This window comes from Amycolatopsis sp. NBC_01286 (genome assembly GCF_035982555.1).
Lineage (GTDB): Bacteria > Actinomycetota > Actinomycetes > Mycobacteriales > Pseudonocardiaceae > Amycolatopsis.
Map to the genome: position 1 here is coordinate 6,548,004 of NZ_CP108428.1, position 16,716 is coordinate 6,564,719.

Consider the following 16,716-nt stretch of genomic DNA (forward strand, 5'->3'; position numbering starts at 1 on the left):
GGACCGGGGGAGCGGCCGTCACCGGCCCGTCCGTTCGTGCCGTCGGCCGCGCACCCGGGAGGATCCTCGATGACCGCGACCACGGACACCCCGCGCCTGCCGTTCGCGCGGCCGAACGTCCTGGAGATCGCTCCGCTCTACGACGTGCTGCGGCGCGAGGGGCCGGTGGTGCGTGTGACCACGCCGGTGGGTGACCCGGCGTGGCTCGTCACCGGCTTCGACCAGGTGCGGACCGTGCTGTCGGACCCGCGGTTCGGCCGCTCGCACCCCGCGCCGGAAGAGGCGTCGTCACTGTCGGACGCGGCGATCCTCAGCCGGCCGCAGGGTGACCACGACACCGAGCACGCCGAGCACGCGCGGATGCGGAAGATGCTGGTCCCGTCGTTCTCCGCCAACCGGATGCGACGGCTGGCCGGCCACGTCCAGGAACTGGCCGACGGCTGCTTCGACGCCATGGACCGGGCCCGCGCCGAGCACCCCGGGGAGCCGGTCGACCTGCACGAGCTGCTGTCGTTCCCGCTGCCCGTGCTGGTGATCTGCGAGCTGCTCGGCGTCCCGTACGAGGACCGCGACACGTTCCGGGTGCTTTCGGAGCGGATGGGCCGCACGGACATCGGGACCGGCGCCGACGCCGCGCTCGACGAGTTCGCCGAGTACATGGGCCGCCTCGCCGCGGCGAAGCGGCGCCATCCCACCCAGGACGTCGTCTCCGACATGGTCCGCGCCCAGGCCGACGACCCGGCGTTCAGCGACGACGACCTCGCCCGGCTCGCCGCCGGCCTGCTGTTCGCCGGCCACGAGACGACGTCCAACCGGATCGACCTCGGCGTGTTGTTCCTGCTCACCGACCTCGCCCAGCGCGACGCGCTCGTCGCCGACCCCGAGGGCCGCGTCCACGGCGTCGTCGAAGAGATCCTCCGGATGTCGGCACCGGGCGGCCTCGGCCTCCTGCGGTACGCGCACGACGACGTCGACCTCGGCGGCGCGGCGATCGCCCGCGGTGACGCCGTGGTCCTGTCGATCAGTGCCGCCAACCGCGACGAGTCCGTGTTCCCCGGCGCCGCGACGTTCGACCCGGAGCGCAAGCCGAACGGGCACGTCGCCTTCGCCCACGGCGGCTGGTTCTGCATCGGCGCCAGCCTCGCCCGCACCGAGCTGCGGGTGGTGTTCGGCTCGCTGTTCCGCCGGTTCCCGGGGCTGCGGCTGGCCGTCGGGGTGGATGAACTGGAGGTCCGGACGAATCGTGTCACCGGGGGAGTGGACCGCGTGCCGGTCCTCTGGTAGACCGAAGCGGCTTCGACGCCGTTATCACCGGAAAGTCAGGACAGCATGGCCCTGTGGGACAAGCTCGGAATGGACGACAAGCTCGTCAAGGTGCTGAAGGAGATCCCACCGGGCCCGGAGGCCGAGGACTTCGGCCCCGCCTTCGTCACGATCCACCAGCTGGCCGTCGAGCTCGACCAGCGGTTTCCCGAGGTGCGGCGGCAGCTGGACGTGCCGTTCGGCGGTGGCGCGAGCCGGCACGCCGGGCTCGTCGAGCTGCTCGGCAAGGAGCTGGTCGACAAGATCAAGCGCTACGGCGACGTCTACCCGATCGAAGCCGCACAGCTGTCGTCGGTGCGGTTCCGGGAGCTGCGGCTGCGCGGTCCGGGCGGGCGTGACCTGGTCGGCGCGTCGCGGACCGACCTGCCGCTGATCCGCCTGCGGGCCAAAGACAAGCCCGAGGACTGAGCGGTGCTCCCACCGCCACCGGTCCGGGTCATGGTGGCCGAGCGCGACACCGGCGTGCGGGACCGCCTGAGCGGGATCCTCGGCGAGGCGGACGGCATCGAGGTCGTCGGCTCGGTCGGCGACGCGACGGCGGCCCGGGCCACCCTCCGGCGGCGGCTGCCCGACGTGGTGCTGCTGGACCCGCGCCTGGCGCCGCTGGGTCCGGTTTCCCGGCGCCCCGCGGTGGTCGTGCTGGCCACGTTCGACTCCGAGGCGGGGATCCTGCGCGCGCTGCGGGACGGCGCGGCGGGGTTCCTGCTGCGCTCCGCCCGGCGCAACGAGCTGATCAAGGTGGTCCGGCTGGCGGCCGACGGGCACGTGGTCCTCTCGCCGGACGCCTCCCGCCGCCTGGTTTCCGCGGCGACGCGCCTGTCCGGCCCCCGCGACGAGCGGCTGGCGCGGGTGGACCTGCTGTCGGAGCGCGAACGGGAGGTGCTGGTCGGCATCGGCTCGGCCCTGACGAACGCCGAGATCGCGACGCGGCTCGAACTGCCGGAGCCGGTGGTGCGGACCCTCGTCACGCAGGTCGTGAAGAAGCTCGGGTGCGCGCACCGGACGGAAGCCGGGCTGCTGGCCATCGAACGCGGCCTCTGCCGCTGACGGCCCTGCCATGAGGGGCACCCTCAGGGACACAAACGCCCTGAGGGTGCCCCTCACGACCTTCGTCAGAACCCGCCGAGGGCGTTCGGGACGCCGACGCCCGTGGGGGCGTCGTAACCCGGGGCGGCCACGCACAGGTAGTCGCCGCCGCACTTCGTGCCGCCGCCGACGGGATCGTTGTTCCCGGCCGTGATGTCGACGAACTGCGACGCCCGGGCGTAGAGGTCGGCCGGCTGCGCGACCCCCGCGCGGCCGGACCGGCCGTACAGCCCGGCGACGAACGGCGCCGACGCGCTGGTGCCGTTCACCGGGAGCCAGCCGCCCACGTCGGTGTTGTAGATCGCCAGGTCGTCCGCGACCGCCGCGACGTCCGCGACCGTCCGCTTGCCGCAGTGGGTGTCCTTCTGCCACTTCGGTTTCGCGACGTAGGCCGAGCAGCCGCTGCCGCCGTAGGCCCACGCCTGCTCCGCCCAGCCGCGCGCGGAGTCCGGGTCCCTCGCCAGCGACGTCCCGCCGACCGCGACCGTCGTCGCCAGCGCGGCGGGGTAGCTCGCCGCGGTGAACCCGGAGTCGCCCGAAGAGGCCACCACCGTCACGCCCGGGTGCCGGTAGTGGCTCGCGAACGCCAGCTGCGCACCGCCTTCCCGCGAGCCGTAGCTGTTCGACACCACCTTCGCGCCCAGCCGGACGGCGGTGTCCTCGGTCTCGGCGAGGTCGGCGAACCCGGGGGTGGTGCCTTCCACGACGACGATCCGGCACGACGGGCACGCCGCGGACACCATCGAGACGTCCAAAGTGGACTCGATGGCCCAGCCGAAGTCGGCCGCCGGCAACGGCGTCGCGGCGCCCTGCTGGTTGACCTTGCGGAAGCAGCCGTTCGCCGTGGTGCACGGCGGCAGGCCGTACTGCGCCCGGTAGGTGGCCAGGTCGGCCTCCAGGTTGGGCGCGTCGTAGGCGATCGAGATGCCGACGACCGTGTCGGGCCCGGTGCTCGCAGGCAGCCGGTAGGCCGAGGCCAGGTCGTCGGCACCCCAGCCGACCGGGCCGTCGGCCAGCGCGCGCGTGGCCCCCGGCGTGAAAGTGGTGAGGCAGCGCAGGACGCCCGGCCCCGCGTCGGGACAGGCCGCGCGCGGCCCGGGTGCGGCGGCCGCGGCCGGAGCCAGCGCGATCGCCGCTGCGCACACGGCGGTCAGTACGCCTAGCTTTCGAATGGACACAGTGGACACTCCCCTCAAGATGCGTAGACGTGGTAGGCGGCGGTGATCGTCTCCGCGATGGTCGCCCCGGTGGCGTCGGACGCGGTGACCCGCAGCGAGACGTCCGTGCCGCGGAAGGTGTCCGTGGTCGCGGCGAAATCCGCGTGGTAAACGCCGTTCCCGCGGGCCGTGACGGCCGCGTCCTGCCAGGTGGTGCCGTCGGTCGAGTACTGCACGGTCGCCCCGGTGATCGCGCTCGCGGCGGCCGACTGCAGGTGCCCGGCGGTGAGGTCGAGACCCTGCGGCCCGGACGCGGTGGAGCCGTCCGCCCGGAGCCCGCCGACCGCGTACCCCAGCGTCAGCAGCGGCTCGACCGTGCAGGACCGGTCCGGCCCGTCGGCTCCGCGCGCGCAGTACAGCGCCTGCGGCAGGGCGACGCCGTCGACGTGCTGCGACTTCCACGTCCACTCGGTGCGGGTGGCCGTGCTCTGGTGGTACATCGGGCCGGTGCGGCCCGCGTCGAGCGTCAGTCCCAGCGTCGACGGCCCGGCGCCGACCTCCTGTTCCAGGTTGAGCGCGAAGCCGCCGACCGGGTCGCCCTCGGCGACCGTCGTGCCGTCCTCGGTCAGCGTGTAGTGCCCGGTGATCGTGTCGCGCGACTCGCCGTAGTAGCCGAAGCCGGTGTGGCCGGGCTCGTTGTCGCTGAACGGCGTGATGGCGAACCGCAGCAGGTCGCCGGCCCGCGTCGCGGCCGGCTGGGTGTACACGGTGGCGTCGTCCAGCGGCTCGAGGGCGACGGCACCGGCCGGGTGCAACGGGAACCGGTTCCAGCCTTCGGTGACGGCGGTGCCGCCCCGGTAGCCGTGGAACGCCTCGTACTGGCCGCCGGCCCAGCCGGGGAACGGCCCGGGCAGGACGTACTTCGAGAACCCGCCGAACCAGACGAGGTCCGGTGCGGCCGAGACGTACTCGGTCTGCCGCCGCGGCAGGTCGATCGGGTGCGACGGCCGCCCGCTGGTGTCCTCGAAGGCGAACATGCCGCTGCGCTGCCGCAGGCCGGCCGAGGCGTACTCGCTGTAGTAGGTGGCGTCGACCGTGGCGACGTCCTTCGCCGTGATCACGTACCGCTGCTGCGGGATCGTGCCGGCACTCGCCTTCTGCAGCACGTATTCGTACGGCGTGCCGGGTCCGGGCGGGGACACGAGCCGGCTGTACGGGTACGTCTGCAGCGCCCCGGTGGTGACGGGTTTCGCCGTCGGCGACACCGAGATCGGCACACCGGGACCGGCGTCGAAGTCGACGAGCAGCGCGGGCCCGGTCTTCGCGGCCCGGCGGAACAGGAACCCGGTGTCGTCGAGCAGCGCGGGCCGCGGGGTCACCCAGGTCAGCTTGCTGGTGGCGCGTTTCGCGTCGACCCGGACGGTGGTGTCGGACTTCACCGCGAACTCGGGCTGCGCGCTGAAGCGCAGTTCGGTCGGGTTGCCGTCGGCGTCGGCGGTCCAGAAGACGCCGAGCGCGCTGTAGTTCCCGTCCGGCGCGCTGAACTTCGCGGTTCCCCCGGCGAAGTAGTTGTAGTTCTCGTTCGGATCCAGGACGTTGCCGTCGTCGGTGTTGTAGAGGAACGCGATCCCGGTGTCGGCGGGCTTTCCGCCGATGTCCTTGGCGTCCACCGAAACCGTGCGCATCACCGACCGTGGCTGCGCTTTCGGCTGCTTCACGCCCTTGAGCGCGAAGCTCGCTCCGCCGGCGAAGAGCCCTTGCCCGCCGAAGCGGCCGCGGGCGTTGTCCTCCTTGAACTGCTTCGCCAGCGCAGCACCGAAATCGGACACGTCCTCGGCGACCTGCCCGCCGGCCAGCAGCGCCTTGACGTCGAACAGGCTCAGGTCGAGCCCGCGCCCGAGGTAGGGGAGCGCGGTGCCGGGAACCTCGTAGTCCCGCCCGCCGAGGCGCAGGTGCACGAGCGCGCGGGCCATCCCCTTGGCCGCGGCGGGCTGGACGTCGAAGGTGTCCCGGCCGTCCGGAGCGGTCCGGACGGTGACCCGGTCACCGGTGATGAGCGTGGCGGTGGCCGCCGCGGTCGTCGCGCTCGCGGGTGGCGGGGCGAGCCCGGTCAGCCCCGCCTGGCCGGCGAGCAGGACCGCGAACACCGAAAGAGTTCTTCGCACTGGCGCCTCCGTGTGGTGGTTGATCACCACTACGACGAGCCAGTCGCCGGGACCGTTGAGCCCGGTTCCCGAACCTGCCGGAAGTTACCTCGAACGGCTCAACCACCCAGAGTCAGGAAGAGTGGACCGCCGGCACCGGCCGGGCGACGCCGAAACCGCCGTACGGTCCGGCTTTCGCGCGCTTGCGGACCTCGTCGAAGTGCCGGTGCACCGCCTCCGCCGCGGCGTCCGGGTCGCGCAGCAGGAGGGCGTCCACGATCACCTGGTGCCGTTTCGCGGTGGCCGTCGGCGAGGCGGCCGGGCCGCCCAGCTCGCCCTCCGCGATCCGGTAGACGTCCCAGAACAACCCCGTCAGCTCGCGTGCCAGGTCGAAGCCGGCTTCCGCGCAGATCAGGTCGTGGAACTCGCGGTCGGCCTCCGCCGCGTCCGGGCCCTTGCGGCGCATCCGGGCCACGCACGCCTGCAGGTCGTCGATCAGCTCCGGCCGGTGCTCGACGGCGACGCGGCGGGTCAGCTCCGTCTCCAGCATCTCGCGGACCTCGAGCAGGTCGCGCAGGCGGCCGACGTCGGTCGCGCCGCGGGCGCGCGTGCGGAACAGCAGCCACGTCTGCAGCGACTCCGAGCCCGCCGACCCGACGAACGTGCCGTAGCCGTGGCGGATCTCGACGATGCCCAGGGCCTGCAGGGCCTTGATCGCCTCGCGGATCGAGTTGCGGCTGACGCCGATGTCCTCCATGAGGCTCAGTTCGGTCGGCATCGGCGCGCCCGGCGGGAGCTCCCGTTCGACGATCAGGTCGATGATGCGCTTGGTGATCTCTTCGCTGCGCTGCGGACGGGCCACTGCTTGTCCTCCCCGGATGCGTCGTGAGAGGACATCCTACGTCATACGTCCAAGACTCTTGACCGCCACGCGCCCCAGTCCTAGGCTCACGCCGGTCATAGGACGTCCCATGTCCTACCGTTCGAGGCCCGCAGGAGACAGCGATGTCCCAGAGCCCGTCGCTCAGCCGCCGCCAGGTGCTGCGCTACACCACCTTCGCCGGCGCGGCCCTGGCGTTCCCCACCGTGCTCGCCGCGTGCGGCGGCCCGGCGTCCACCAACAAGACCGGCAGCTCGACCGGGTCGCTGACCGCCGTGATCGGCTACGGCAACAACCAGACGTGGGACCCGCTGCAGACGGCGTCCGCCTTCTCGATGGCCGCGATCCTGCACTGCTACGAGTCCCTGGTGGAGGGTGACCCGATCACCCGCGCGCCGTTCCCCGGCCTGGCGAAGGCCCTGCCCGCCGACGCGAGCGGCACGAGCCTGAAGTTCGAGCTGCGTGACGGCGCGAAGTGGCACGACGGGCAGCCCGTGACCGCCGACGACGTCGTGTTCACCTACGCGCGGGCGCTCGACGACCAGGAGAACGTGCTGATCCACAGCTTCTTCGCCACCTGGCTGCAGGAAGTGCGCAAGACCGGCGACCGCGCGGTCGAGTTCGTCCTCAAGTTCCCGTTCCCCTACGCGCTGCAGCGGATCCAGTGCTGCAAGATCGTCCCCAAGCACGTCTACGACGGCAAGTGGGCCGACGCCGCGGCGGGCAAGGTCGTCGGCTCCGGGCCCTACAAGATCGTCGAGCAGGCCCCGCTGTCGCACACGAGCTTCGAGAAGTTCGCCGGCTACAACGGCCCGCGCCCGGGCGCCTACGACAAGATGCTGTGGAAGTCCATCGTGGACTCCGCGCCGCGCGTCGCCGCGATCTCCGGGGCGGCGCCGGACGCGCAGATCGCCGAGAACATCCCGCCCGCCAACGCCGACCAGCTGCGCAAGGCCGGCCGGACCGTCGAGTTCGCCGACGGCGGCAACAACCTCTTCCTGCTGTTCAACACCGCGCACGCGCCGTTCGACGACAAGCTCGTGCGCCAGGCGCTGCACTACGCGATCGACAAGAAGAAGATGGTCGAGATCGGGCTGAAGGGCGCCGGCTCGCCCGGGACGTCGTTCATCAACCCGAAGCTCCCGTCCTCGCAACCCGCGGCGCAGGACTTCGCCTACAACCCCGACAAGGCGAAGTCGCTGCTGCAGCAGGCGGGCGCGACCGGGCTGAAGATCACGCTGTCCACGACGAACACGTCGCTGGTGGCCGACTGCGTCAAGGTGATCAAGGAGGGCTGGGACGCGATCGGCGTCCAGACCACTTTGGACGCCCAGGACACCAAGGCGCTCTTCTCCAAGCTGGACGCGGGTACCGACTTCCAGGTCGTCGCCTCGACCAACAACCCGATGCAGTTCGGCAACGACCCCGACCTGATGATCCGCTACTACTACGACGCGAAGTCCATCCTGACGTCGAAGTACGCGCGCTGGACCGGCGCCGACGCCCAGGCGCTGCTGGGCCTGCAGGACCAGGCCGCGGCGGAGACGGACGAGGCGAAACGCACGAGCCTGAACAAACAGCTGCTGGACGAGATTTCGGAGCAGGCCGTCATCTACCCGGTGGTGTTCACCCAGCTCGGGACCGCGTGGGACCCGAAGGCGATCACCGGCGTGCACGCCCAGGGCTACCCGGGCATCTACCTGAACCAGGCCAAGCCCGCCTGAGCGAGGAGAGCCCCCGTGGTCGTCGTCGTGCGGATGCTGCTGAGCCGCGTCCTCGCCCTGATCCCGCTGCTGCTGGGCGTGATCCTGTTCGTCTTCGTCGTGATGCGGTTCGCGCCGACCGACCCGGCGCTCGCCGCCTTCGACGGCGCGAACGCCACCGCCGAGCAGCTGCAGCGGTTCCGGCTGGACAACGGCCTGCTGGACCCGCTGCCGCTGCAGTACGTGCACTTCGTCTGGCACCTGATCCAGGGTGACTTCGGCACCAGCGTGATCACCAAGCAGCCGGTCGGCGAGACCATCGCCACCGCGCTGCCGCTGACCGTGCAGCTGACCCTGCTCGGCCTGGTCATCGCGCTGGTGGTGTCGCTCGTGCTCGGGGTGACGTCGGCGCTGTACCGCGACCGCTGGCCGGACAAGGTGATCCGGGTGGTCACGCTGGCCGGCGTCGCGGCCCCGGCGTTCTGGGTGGCGCTGCTGCTGGTGCAGTGGCTGGCCGTTGACCGCGGCCTCTTCCCGACCAGCGGGTACGTCAGCCCGGCCGACTCCCTCGGCGGCTGGCTGAACTCGCTGACGCTGCCCGCGGTCTCCCTCGCGCTGCCGGTCGCGGCGCAGCTCACCCGGGTGATCCGGACGTCGATGGTCGAGGAGCTGGACAAGGACTACGTCCGCACCGCGCGCGGCGGCGGGCTGCCACCGGTCGTCGTGGTCGGCCGCAACGTGCTGCGCAACGCGCTGGTCACCCCGCTGACCGTGCTCGGCCTGCGGGTCGGCTACCTGCTGGGCGGCGCGGTCGTCATCGAGACGATGTTCGCGCTGCCGGGAATGGGGCAGAACATGATCCAGGCCGTCAAGGACGGCGACACCGCCAAGGTCCAGGGTTTCGTGATCACCATCGCGATCGGGTTCGTGCTGGTCAACCTGATCGTCGACGTCCTGTACCTGATGGCGAACCCGCGGCTGCGGAGCCACTCGTGAAGCGGCTGCGCGGGGGTTGGCCCGCGCTCGCGGTGCTCGGCGTCCTGCTGCTCGTCGCCGTCGTCGGCACGCTCGTCGCGACGCACAACCCGGACGCGCTGAGCACCGACACCGGCGGCCCGAGCGCCGCGCACTGGTTCGGGACCGACCAGTCGGGCCGGGACATCTTCTCCCGGCTGGTCGCGGGGACACGCTGGTCGCTCGCCATCGGCCTGGGGGCGGTGGCGCTCGCACTCGTGTCCGGCGCGACGATCGGGGCGTTCGCCGCGACGTCGGGCGCCCGGGTGGACGCCGTGGTGATGCGCGTGCTCGACATCATCATGGCGTTCCCCGGCATCGCGCTGGCCGCGGTCCTGGTGGCGGTGTTCGGCCACGGGATCCTGGTGCTGATCCTGGCCATCGGGTTCCTCAACACGCCCCCGGTGGCGCGCGTCGTCCGGGCGAACGTCCTCGCGCAGTACGGCGAGGACTACGTCGCGGCCGAAAGCGTCATCGGGGCGCGCCGGTTCTACGTGCTGACCCGGCACGTCGCGGTCAACTGCGCGGCGCCGGTCCTGGTGTTCTGCACGGTGACGGTGGCCGACGCGATCGTCTTCGAGGCGTCCCTGTCGTTCATCGGTGCCGGCATCCAGCCGCCGGACCCGTCGTGGGGCTCGGTGCTGGCCGACGGCAAGGACCTGGTGCTGACCGGCGGCTGGTGGGCGACGCTCTTCCCCGGCCTGCTGATCCTGATCACCGTGCTGGCGCTGAACGTCCTGTCCGAGCGCGTCTCGGACGCGTGGGCCGCGCCATCGGCCCGCGCGGCCCGGGCCGGTGCCGTGGCCAAGGCCGTCGCCGCGCGCGAAGACGCCGACACCGAGCCCGTCCTGCCGATCGCCGGGCTGCGGGAAGCGGGGGAGCGGCTCGCCCGCACCGCCCGCTCGCTGGACGACCGCGAGACGGTCCTCGAGGTGGACCGGCTGGCGATCGCGTTCCCCAGCCGCCACGATGGCGTCAACGTCGTCGACGGCGTCTCGTTCAGCGTCCGCGCGGGCGAGGTGCTCGGCCTGATCGGCGAGTCCGGTTGCGGCAAGTCGCTGACGTCGCTGTCGATCCTCGGCCTCCAGCCGCCGACGGCGACGGTGACCGGGCAGATCCGGTTCGCCCAGCGTGACCTGCTCGCGCTGCGCCCCGGCGAGCGCCGCCGGCACCTCGGCCACGACATCGCGATGATCTACCAGGACGCGCTCAGCTCGCTCAACCCGGCGATGACCATCCGCGCCCAGCTCAAGCAGTTCACCCGCCGCGGCGGTACCCGCACCCCGGCCGAGCTGCTCGACCTGGTCAACCTCGACCCGGGGCGGACGCTGCGCGCGTACCCGCACGAGCTGTCCGGCGGGCAGCGGCAGCGCGTGCTGATCGCGATGGCGCTCTCCCGCGAACCGAAGCTGATCGTCGCCGACGAGCCGACCACCGCGCTCGACGTCACCGTGCAGGCCCAGATCATGGCGCTGCTGCTGAGGCTGCAGGAAGAACTCGGCTTCGCGCTGATCCTGGTGTCGCACGACCTCGCGCTGGTCTCCGAGATCGCCGACCGCGTCGTCGTCATGTACGGCGGCCAGGTCGCCGAGCTGGGTGCCACCGCGCAGGTCATCGGCTCGCCGCGGCACCACTACACACGCGGCCTGCTCAGCGCGGTGCTGTCGCTGGAGGAGAACGAGGCCCGGCTGACCCAGATCAAGGGCGTCGTCCCGGCCCCGGCCGAGTTCCCGGCGGGCTGCCGGTTCGCCGGCCGCTGCCCGGCGGCCCGCGGCAAGTGCCACGACGAACCGCCGGTCCGCTTCGGCGAGCCGGTCGACCACCTGGTCGCCTGCCACTTCCCGGCGGTCGACCTCGCTCGCGAGAAGGAGGCGACGGCGTGAACCTGCTGGAGCTCGACGGCGTCCACGTCGTCCACCAGTTCCGCGGGGCGAACCTGTTCGGCCACGACAGCGTCTACGCGCTGACCGACGCCCACCTCGTCGTGAACCCGGGCGAGACCGTCGGCGTTGTCGGCGAATCCGGCTGCGGCAAGTCGACGCTGGCCAAGGTGATCGTCGGCCTGCAGCGCCCCACCGCGGGCACCGTGCGGTTCCGCGGCAAGCCCCTGGACCGCGGCTTCGGCCGCGAGGTCGGCATGGTCTTCCAGGACCCGTCGACCGCGCTCAACCGCCGGCTGGCCGTCGCCCGGATCATCCGCGACCCCCTCGACGTCCACCGCGTGGGCACGCCGGACGAGCGGGACGACCGCGTCCGCGAGCTGATGACGCTGGTCGGCCTGCCCGACAGCGTCGCCGACGCGGTGCCGGGCCAGCTGTCGGGCGGGCAGCGCCAGCGCGTCGCCATCGCCCGGGCCCTGGCGTTGGGACCGGCGCTGCTGGTCGCCGACGAGCCGACGTCGGCCCTCGACGTCTCGGTGCGCGCGCAGATCCTCAACCTGCTGCTCGACCTGCGCGAACAGCTCGGGCTGGCGATGGTGTTCGTCTCCCACGACATCCAGACGGTCAAGAAGATGAGCGACCGGATCGTCGCGATGTACCTCGGCCGCGTCGTCGAAGAAGCCCCGGCTGCGGACCTGCCCGAGGCCGCCCGGCACCCGTACACGCGGGCCCTGTTCTCGGCGACGCCCAGCCTGCTGCACCAGGTCGAGCCGATCGTGCTCACCGGCCCGGTGCCGTCGGCGACCCACCCGCCGAGCGGCTGCCCGTTCCGCACCCGCTGTCCGAAGGCCACCGGCGAGTGCGCGGCCGACCTGCCGCCGCTCGCCGTGGCCGACGGTGGCCACACCTACCGCTGTATCCATCCCGAGACCCCTGCCGGAGTGAGCGCCTGATGCCGAAGTTCGCCGGAATCGTCCCCCCGCTGTGCACGCCGTTGACCGACGACTTCAGCGTGGACACCGACTCGCTGCGCCGCCACGTCGAGTTCCAGCTCGACGCCGGCGTGCACGGCATCTTCGTCCTCGGCTCGTCCAGCGAGGTCGCCTTCCTCCCCGACGCCCAGCGCCGGGTCGTCGTCGAGACGACGGTCGAGCAGGTCGCCGGGCGCGTCCCGGTGCTGGCCGGCTGTATCGACATGACGACGTTGCGGGTCGCCGAGCACATCCGGGCCGCCGAAGCCGCCGGGGCCGACGCCGTCGTCGTCACCGCGCCGTACTACACGCGCACGCACGTCGCCGAGATCGACCGGCACTTCCGGCTGCTACACGAGCGCACGTCGCTGCCGATCGTCGCCTACGACATCCCGGTGGCGGTCCACACGAAGCTGGACGGCGCCCTGGTGCTCGACCTCGCCGCCGACGGCGTCCTCGCCGGCCTGAAGGACTCCAGCGGCGACGAAGCGGCGTTCCGCGCGGTGCTGCTGGGCAAACGCGAACGCGGCCTCGACGCCTTCGCCGTGTTCACCGGCTCCGAACTCGTCGTCGACGCGGCGCTGGCGATGGGCGCGGACGGCGCCGTCCCGGGCCTCGGCAACGTCGACCCGGTCGGTTACGTCCTCATCCACGACCACTTCAAGGCCGGCAACCTCGCCGCGGCCCGCCGTGAACAAGAGCGTCTGCTGAAGCTGTTCTCGATCACCTCGGTGGCCCCGCCGAGCCGGATGGGCCGCGGCTCGGCCGGCCTCGGCGCGTTCAAGGCCGCGATGAAGATGCGCGGCTTCATCGACAACGCCGTCATGGCCCCGCCGCAGCTGCCCCTGGACGACGAGGAACTGCTGCGCATCAAGGAGAAACTCGTCGAAGCGGGCTTGCTCTGACGGTCCCGCCCACCCGGCCGAGGGAGATGAGGACGACGCCGGCGATGCTGAGCGCGCCGCCGGCGACGTCCACCCAGGTCGGCGTCTCGCCCAGCCACACGAACGCCACCGCCAGGGCCACGGCCGGGACGAGGTAGAGCGCGCCGGTCGCGACGGCGATCGTGTGGCGGGCCACCGCGTACCCCCAGGCGACGAACCCGGCCGCCGAGGGCAGCACACCCAGGAACACCACGGACAGCGTCGCGCTCAGCGGCGCCGTCTCGACGCCGCGAAGGGCCGCGGGCGCGAGCGGCAGCAGGAACAGCGTCCCGGCCCACATCGCGTAGCAGGCGACCTCGAGCCCGGTGTAGCGCTTCAGCAGGGGCTTGCTGCCGAAGTGGTAGACGGCCTGGACCGCGGCGGCGGCCAGCACGACCCACGCGGCCCCCGAGTAGCCCAGGCCGCCGCCGAGCGCGATGAGCGCGCTGCCGCCGAACGCCACCGCGCTGCCCAGCACCTTCGCCGTCGTCAGGCGCTCGCCCAGGAACGCCGTCGCGAGCAGCACGCTGAACACCGGCGCCACCGAGACGAGCAGGCTCGCCGTGCCCGCCGGCACGCGCACCTCACCCCAGTTGAGCAGCAGCTGGTACGCGCTCATCCCGGCCAGCCCGCATCCCGCGATCAGTGGCAGGTCGGCCGCGCGCGGCCGCCGCACCCCCAGCACCGGCGCCACCAGCAGCAACCCGGCCGACGCCACCGCGAGCCGGGCGAACGACAACCCGGCGACGCCGTAGCCGCCGAGCCCCACCTTGATCGCCGGGAACGCCGACGCCCACAGCACGACGGTGACGGCCAGGGCGAGGGTTGCCTTGAGAGTGGGCTTCACGACGGATATCGTCGGCCGGAAGATACAGAAGTACCAGTTACGATTTCCTTGCTGAAGAGAAAGTCTGACTTCATGTTGGAGCTGCGCCGCCTGCGCATCCTGCACGGTCTCGCCCAGCACCGGACCGTGGCCGCGACCGCCGCGGCGCTGCACCTGACCGGCCCGGCCGTCTCGCAGCACCTGGCCGCCCTCGAACGCGAAGCGGGCACGCCGCTGCTCGAGAAACAGGGCCGCGCCCTGGCCTTCACCTCGGCCGGGCGGCTGCTGGTCTCGCACGCCGAGGTGATCCTCGACGACCTCGCCGCCGCGGAGTCGGCGATGGCGGCCGTGTCCGAGAACGGCGGCACCGGCACGGTCCGGCTGGCCGCGTTCGCCTCGGCGGCGCGGCAGCTGCTGCCGGCGGCGTGGGCCGGGCTCCGGGAGGCCGGCACGGTCTCGCTGCGCCTGGTCCAGGAGGAGCCGGATGACGCGCTGGAGTCGTTGCGCCGCCAGGACGTCGACATCGCGCTGGTGCACAGCTATTCGCTGCTGCCGCGCAGCATCCCGCCGCGCTGCGAGGACCGGCGGCTGCTGGCGGACCCGGTGCTGCTCGCGCTCGCCCCGGCGCTGGCCGCGTCGGCCGGCCTGGCGCCGGGCGAACCCGTGCGGCTGGCGCGGTTCGCCGGCCACCCGTGGCTCGTCCCCGCCGCCGACCTCTCGTGCCGCGAGATGATCCACCGGGCGTGCGGCGCGGCGGGGTTCGTGCCGCCGGTGGTGGCGGAGGCGAGCGACTTCGCGGTCCTCGTCGCGCTGGCCGCGTCCGGCGCGGGCGTGGCGTTGGTGCCCGCCATGGCGTTGCCCGCCGGGCCGCCAGGGGTCAGCCTCCACCCGCTCGAAGAACCGTTGACGCGCAAGGTGTTCGCGCTGACCCGGACGGGCACCGCGCGGCGCCCGGACATCCGGGTCGTGCTCGACGGACTGGAGCGGTCGGCTCGCGACTGGGCGGACCGCTACTGCTGAGGCCGCGCCTTCTCCACGGCCTCCAGGAACTTCGCGACCTTCGCCCGCATCCCGTACGGGTACAGGAACGTGTTCCTGGCCAGCTTGTCGGCGAACAGGGGCACGTTCGCGACGACGTCCGCCGCCGCATCCGGGACCACGAAAACGATCTTGCCCAGTTTCCAGGCCGTCGGCGGCGTGTGCTGGATCTTGCTGATCTTCTCGACCGGGAACGTGTTCTTGGTGTCGCCCGGGAGGATGAACCAGCTCTTCGTCGCGATGCTCAGCGTGACGGTGTGCCCGTCGAAACGGATCGACCTGCGCCTGGCCCTCAGATGCACGCGTCCGACTATGGCAGAGCGCGCGCCCTTCGGGACAGGTGCTTCCGGGTGCTCAGAGCGTTTTGCAGGTCAAGGCCGGGCGCGCGGTGCCGTTGCCCTGCCCCGTCAACGCGGTGAGGCCGAACGACGTCGAGCCGTTCGCGTCGAGCTTCGCGTTCCAGTCCGCGTTGTCGACCGTGACGGTCGAGCCGTCGACGGTGAAGGTGCCGTTCCACAGGCCGGTGATGTGGTGGCCGTCGGGCAGGGTCCAGTAGACGCGCCAGCCGAGCAGCTTGACGGCGCGGTCGTTGTGCACGGTCACCTCCACCTGGTAGCCGCCGGGCCACGAGTTCGTCACCCGGTAGTCGGCCGCGCAGCCCAGGTCCGCGGGGGCCGGGGAGCTGGTGACGGGCGTCGACGGCGGGGGAGTGGTGGAGAACGGTACGGGTGCGGGCGCGGCCACCGTCGTGCCGCTGTCGGGCACCAGCGCCGTGCCGATGAGCACGCCCAGGGCCAGCAGCAACGCGCCGCCCGCACAGGCGAGGACGAGCTTCCGGCGGGGCCGGCGGACCTGCAGCAGGCGCGTCCCGACCTGGGGGACCACCCGCGGCGGCGGCAGCGGACGGCCGCCGGTGACCGCCTCGAACAGCTCCTGCACCTCGGCCATGGCCGGCCGCTGCGCGGGATCGCGCTGCAGGAGCCGCCCCAGCACCTCGGCCAGCGGGCCGCTGTGCTGCGGCGGGATGACGTCGTCCTGGGCGATCCGCCGCAGCAGGACGATGGTGTTGTCCTCGTTGCCGAACGGCGGCATACCCTCCAGCGCGCGGTAGAGCGTCGCGCCGAGGGAGAAGACGTCCGCCGGGAACCCGGCTTCGGCGCCCCCGGCGACTTCCGGCGCCAGGTAGGCGGGCGTGCCGGCGATGAACCCGCCGCCGGTCACGGTCCCTTCGCCGGTCGCGCGGGAGATGCCGAAGTCGGCGATCTTCGTGACGCCGTCGGGGGCCATCAGGACGTTGCCGGGCGTGACGTCCCGGTGCACGATGCCTTCGGCGTGCGCGGCGGCGAGCGCCGACGCGACCTGCTCGCCGACGCGTGCGACCTGCTCGGCCGGCAGGGTTTCCCGCTCCAGCAGGACTTCGGCCAGGCTCTGCGACGGCAGGTACTCCATCACCAGGTACGGGTCGCCGGCGTGCTCGACGACGTCGTGCACGGTGATGGCGTGCGGGTGCCGCAGCCGCGCGGTGAGCCGTGCCTCGCGCAGCGCCCGCGGGCCGCCCTGCCCGCCGCCGGACGGGTCGAAGCCCAGCTGCTTCACCGCGACGACCCGGTCGAGCCGCTCGTCGCGGGCACGCCAGACGACGCCCATCGCTCCCTGGCCGATCCGGTCGACCAGCCGGTAGCGCTCGGCGATCAGCTGTCCTGCCTCGGTCACGACGACCCTCCGGTACCGGTGCTCGCCCAGGCCTTCCCCGGTGACACGGATCCGGGGA

General features: G+C 72.5%; 15 protein-coding genes. 9 read left to right on the forward strand and 6 right to left on the reverse strand.

Translation table 11 applies throughout. From position 1 onward, the window contains the following. Nucleotides 1-69 precede the first annotated feature (69 nt). The 3 genes from OG570_RS30980 to OG570_RS30990 are packed head-to-tail and all read left to right on the forward strand — an operon-like array spanning nt 70 to nt 2,370. Nucleotides 70-1,284, forward strand: a complete 1,215-nt coding sequence (locus OG570_RS30980) for a cytochrome P450 (protein ID WP_326952635.1) — start codon at nt 70-72, stop codon at nt 1,282-1,284. Between the two features lie 45 nt (nt 1,285-1,329). After that, on the forward strand, nt 1,330-1,731 hold the full coding sequence (locus tag OG570_RS30985; RefSeq protein WP_247052611.1) for a hypothetical protein: 402 nt from the start codon (nt 1,330-1,332) through the stop codon (nt 1,729-1,731). A gap of 3 nt (nt 1,732-1,734) precedes the next feature. After that, nucleotides 1,735-2,370 carry a response regulator transcription factor gene (locus OG570_RS30990; RefSeq protein WP_326952636.1) on the forward strand — a complete coding sequence of 212 codons (636 nt, stop codon included), beginning with the start codon at nt 1,735-1,737 and terminating at the stop codon, nt 2,368-2,370. Between the two features lie 65 nt (nt 2,371-2,435). On the opposite strand, the gene OG570_RS30995 is transcribed toward OG570_RS30990, so the two are convergent. The 3 genes from OG570_RS30995 to OG570_RS31005 form a co-directional block, all read right to left on the reverse strand. Further along, on the reverse strand, nt 2,436-3,554 hold the full coding sequence (locus tag OG570_RS30995; protein WP_326952637.1) for a S53 family peptidase: 1,119 nt from the start codon (nt 3,552-3,554) through the stop codon (nt 2,436-2,438). Nucleotides 3,555-3,601: 47 nt separating this feature from the next. Beyond that, nucleotides 3,602-5,731 (reverse strand): hypothetical protein, encoded by a 2,130-nt coding sequence (locus OG570_RS31000; RefSeq protein ID WP_326952638.1) that lies wholly within the window; start codon nt 5,729-5,731, stop codon nt 3,602-3,604. A gap of 112 nt (nt 5,732-5,843) precedes the next feature. Continuing rightward, complete coding sequence (locus OG570_RS31005; protein WP_326950457.1) at nt 5,844-6,572, reverse strand: FadR/GntR family transcriptional regulator; 729 nt, start codon at nt 6,570-6,572, stop codon at nt 5,844-5,846. A gap of 143 nt (nt 6,573-6,715) precedes the next feature. Between OG570_RS31005 and OG570_RS31010 the strand changes: the two genes are divergently transcribed. Genes OG570_RS31010 through OG570_RS31030 form a run of 5 tightly spaced genes read left to right on the forward strand, consistent with a single transcriptional unit; the run spans nt 6,716 to nt 13,063 of the window. Beyond that, nucleotides 6,716-8,314, forward strand: coding sequence for an ABC transporter substrate-binding protein (locus OG570_RS31010; RefSeq protein ID WP_326952639.1), 1,599 nt, complete (start codon nt 6,716-6,718; stop codon nt 8,312-8,314). A gap of 15 nt (nt 8,315-8,329) precedes the next feature. Beyond that, nucleotides 8,330-9,289, forward strand: a complete 960-nt coding sequence (locus OG570_RS31015) for an ABC transporter permease (RefSeq protein WP_326952640.1) — start codon at nt 8,330-8,332, stop codon at nt 9,287-9,289. Next, on the forward strand, nt 9,286-11,190 hold the full coding sequence (locus OG570_RS31020; RefSeq protein ID WP_326952641.1) for a dipeptide/oligopeptide/nickel ABC transporter permease/ATP-binding protein: 1,905 nt from the start codon (nt 9,286-9,288) through the stop codon (nt 11,188-11,190). Before OG570_RS31015 ends, OG570_RS31020 begins: the two co-directional genes overlap by 4 nt. Then, nucleotides 11,187-12,140 carry an ABC transporter ATP-binding protein gene (locus OG570_RS31025; RefSeq protein ID WP_326952642.1) on the forward strand — a complete coding sequence of 318 codons (954 nt, stop codon included), beginning with the start codon at nt 11,187-11,189 and terminating at the stop codon, nt 12,138-12,140. The genes OG570_RS31020 and OG570_RS31025 overlap by 4 nt, the downstream gene beginning before the upstream one ends. Beyond that, the gene (locus OG570_RS31030; RefSeq protein ID WP_326952643.1) at nt 12,140-13,063 is read left to right on the forward strand and encodes a dihydrodipicolinate synthase family protein; all 924 of its coding nucleotides are present in this window, start codon (nt 12,140-12,142) and stop codon (nt 13,061-13,063) included. Before OG570_RS31025 ends, OG570_RS31030 begins: the two co-directional genes overlap by 1 nt. Here OG570_RS31030 and OG570_RS31035 read toward each other — a convergent pair. Next, nucleotides 13,029-13,928, reverse strand: a complete 900-nt coding sequence (locus OG570_RS31035) for a DMT family transporter (protein ID WP_326950451.1) — start codon at nt 13,926-13,928, stop codon at nt 13,029-13,031. The two genes, OG570_RS31030 and OG570_RS31035, sit on opposite strands and share 35 nt — an antisense overlap. Nucleotides 13,929-14,000: 72 nt before the next feature. Between OG570_RS31035 and OG570_RS31040 the strand changes: the two genes are divergently transcribed. Next, nucleotides 14,001-14,927 (forward strand): LysR family transcriptional regulator, encoded by a 927-nt coding sequence (locus OG570_RS31040; protein ID WP_326952644.1) that lies wholly within the window; start codon nt 14,001-14,003, stop codon nt 14,925-14,927. On the opposite strand, the gene OG570_RS31045 is transcribed toward OG570_RS31040, so the two are convergent. Both OG570_RS31045 and OG570_RS31050 read right to left on the reverse strand, forming a co-directional pair. Then, complete coding sequence (locus OG570_RS31045; protein WP_326952645.1) at nt 14,918-15,247, reverse strand: hypothetical protein; 330 nt, start codon at nt 15,245-15,247, stop codon at nt 14,918-14,920. The two genes, OG570_RS31040 and OG570_RS31045, sit on opposite strands and share 10 nt — an antisense overlap. A 52-nt stretch (nt 15,248-15,299) precedes the next feature. Continuing rightward, nucleotides 15,300-16,658 carry a protein kinase domain-containing protein gene (locus OG570_RS31050; protein ID WP_326952646.1) on the reverse strand — a complete coding sequence of 453 codons (1,359 nt, stop codon included), beginning with the start codon at nt 16,656-16,658 and terminating at the stop codon, nt 15,300-15,302. Nucleotides 16,659-16,716 lie beyond the last annotated feature (58 nt).

Excerpts from the sequence above, each read along its gene's own strand:
- OG570_RS30980 (WP_326952635.1), top strand. The coding sequence starts at position 70 with ATGACCGCGACCACGGACACCCCGCGCCTGCCGTTCGCGCGGCCGAAC.
- OG570_RS30985 (WP_247052611.1), top strand. The coding sequence starts at position 1,330 with ATGGCCCTGTGGGACAAGCTCGGAATGGACGACAAGCTCGTCAAGGTG.
- OG570_RS31010 (WP_326952639.1), top strand. The coding sequence starts at position 6,716 with ATGTCCCAGAGCCCGTCGCTCAGCCGCCGCCAGGTGCTGCGCTACACC.
- OG570_RS31030 (WP_326952643.1), top strand. The coding sequence starts at position 12,140 with ATGCCGAAGTTCGCCGGAATCGTCCCCCCGCTGTGCACGCCGTTGACC.
- OG570_RS31040 (WP_326952644.1), top strand. The coding sequence starts at position 14,001 with ATGTTGGAGCTGCGCCGCCTGCGCATCCTGCACGGTCTCGCCCAGCAC.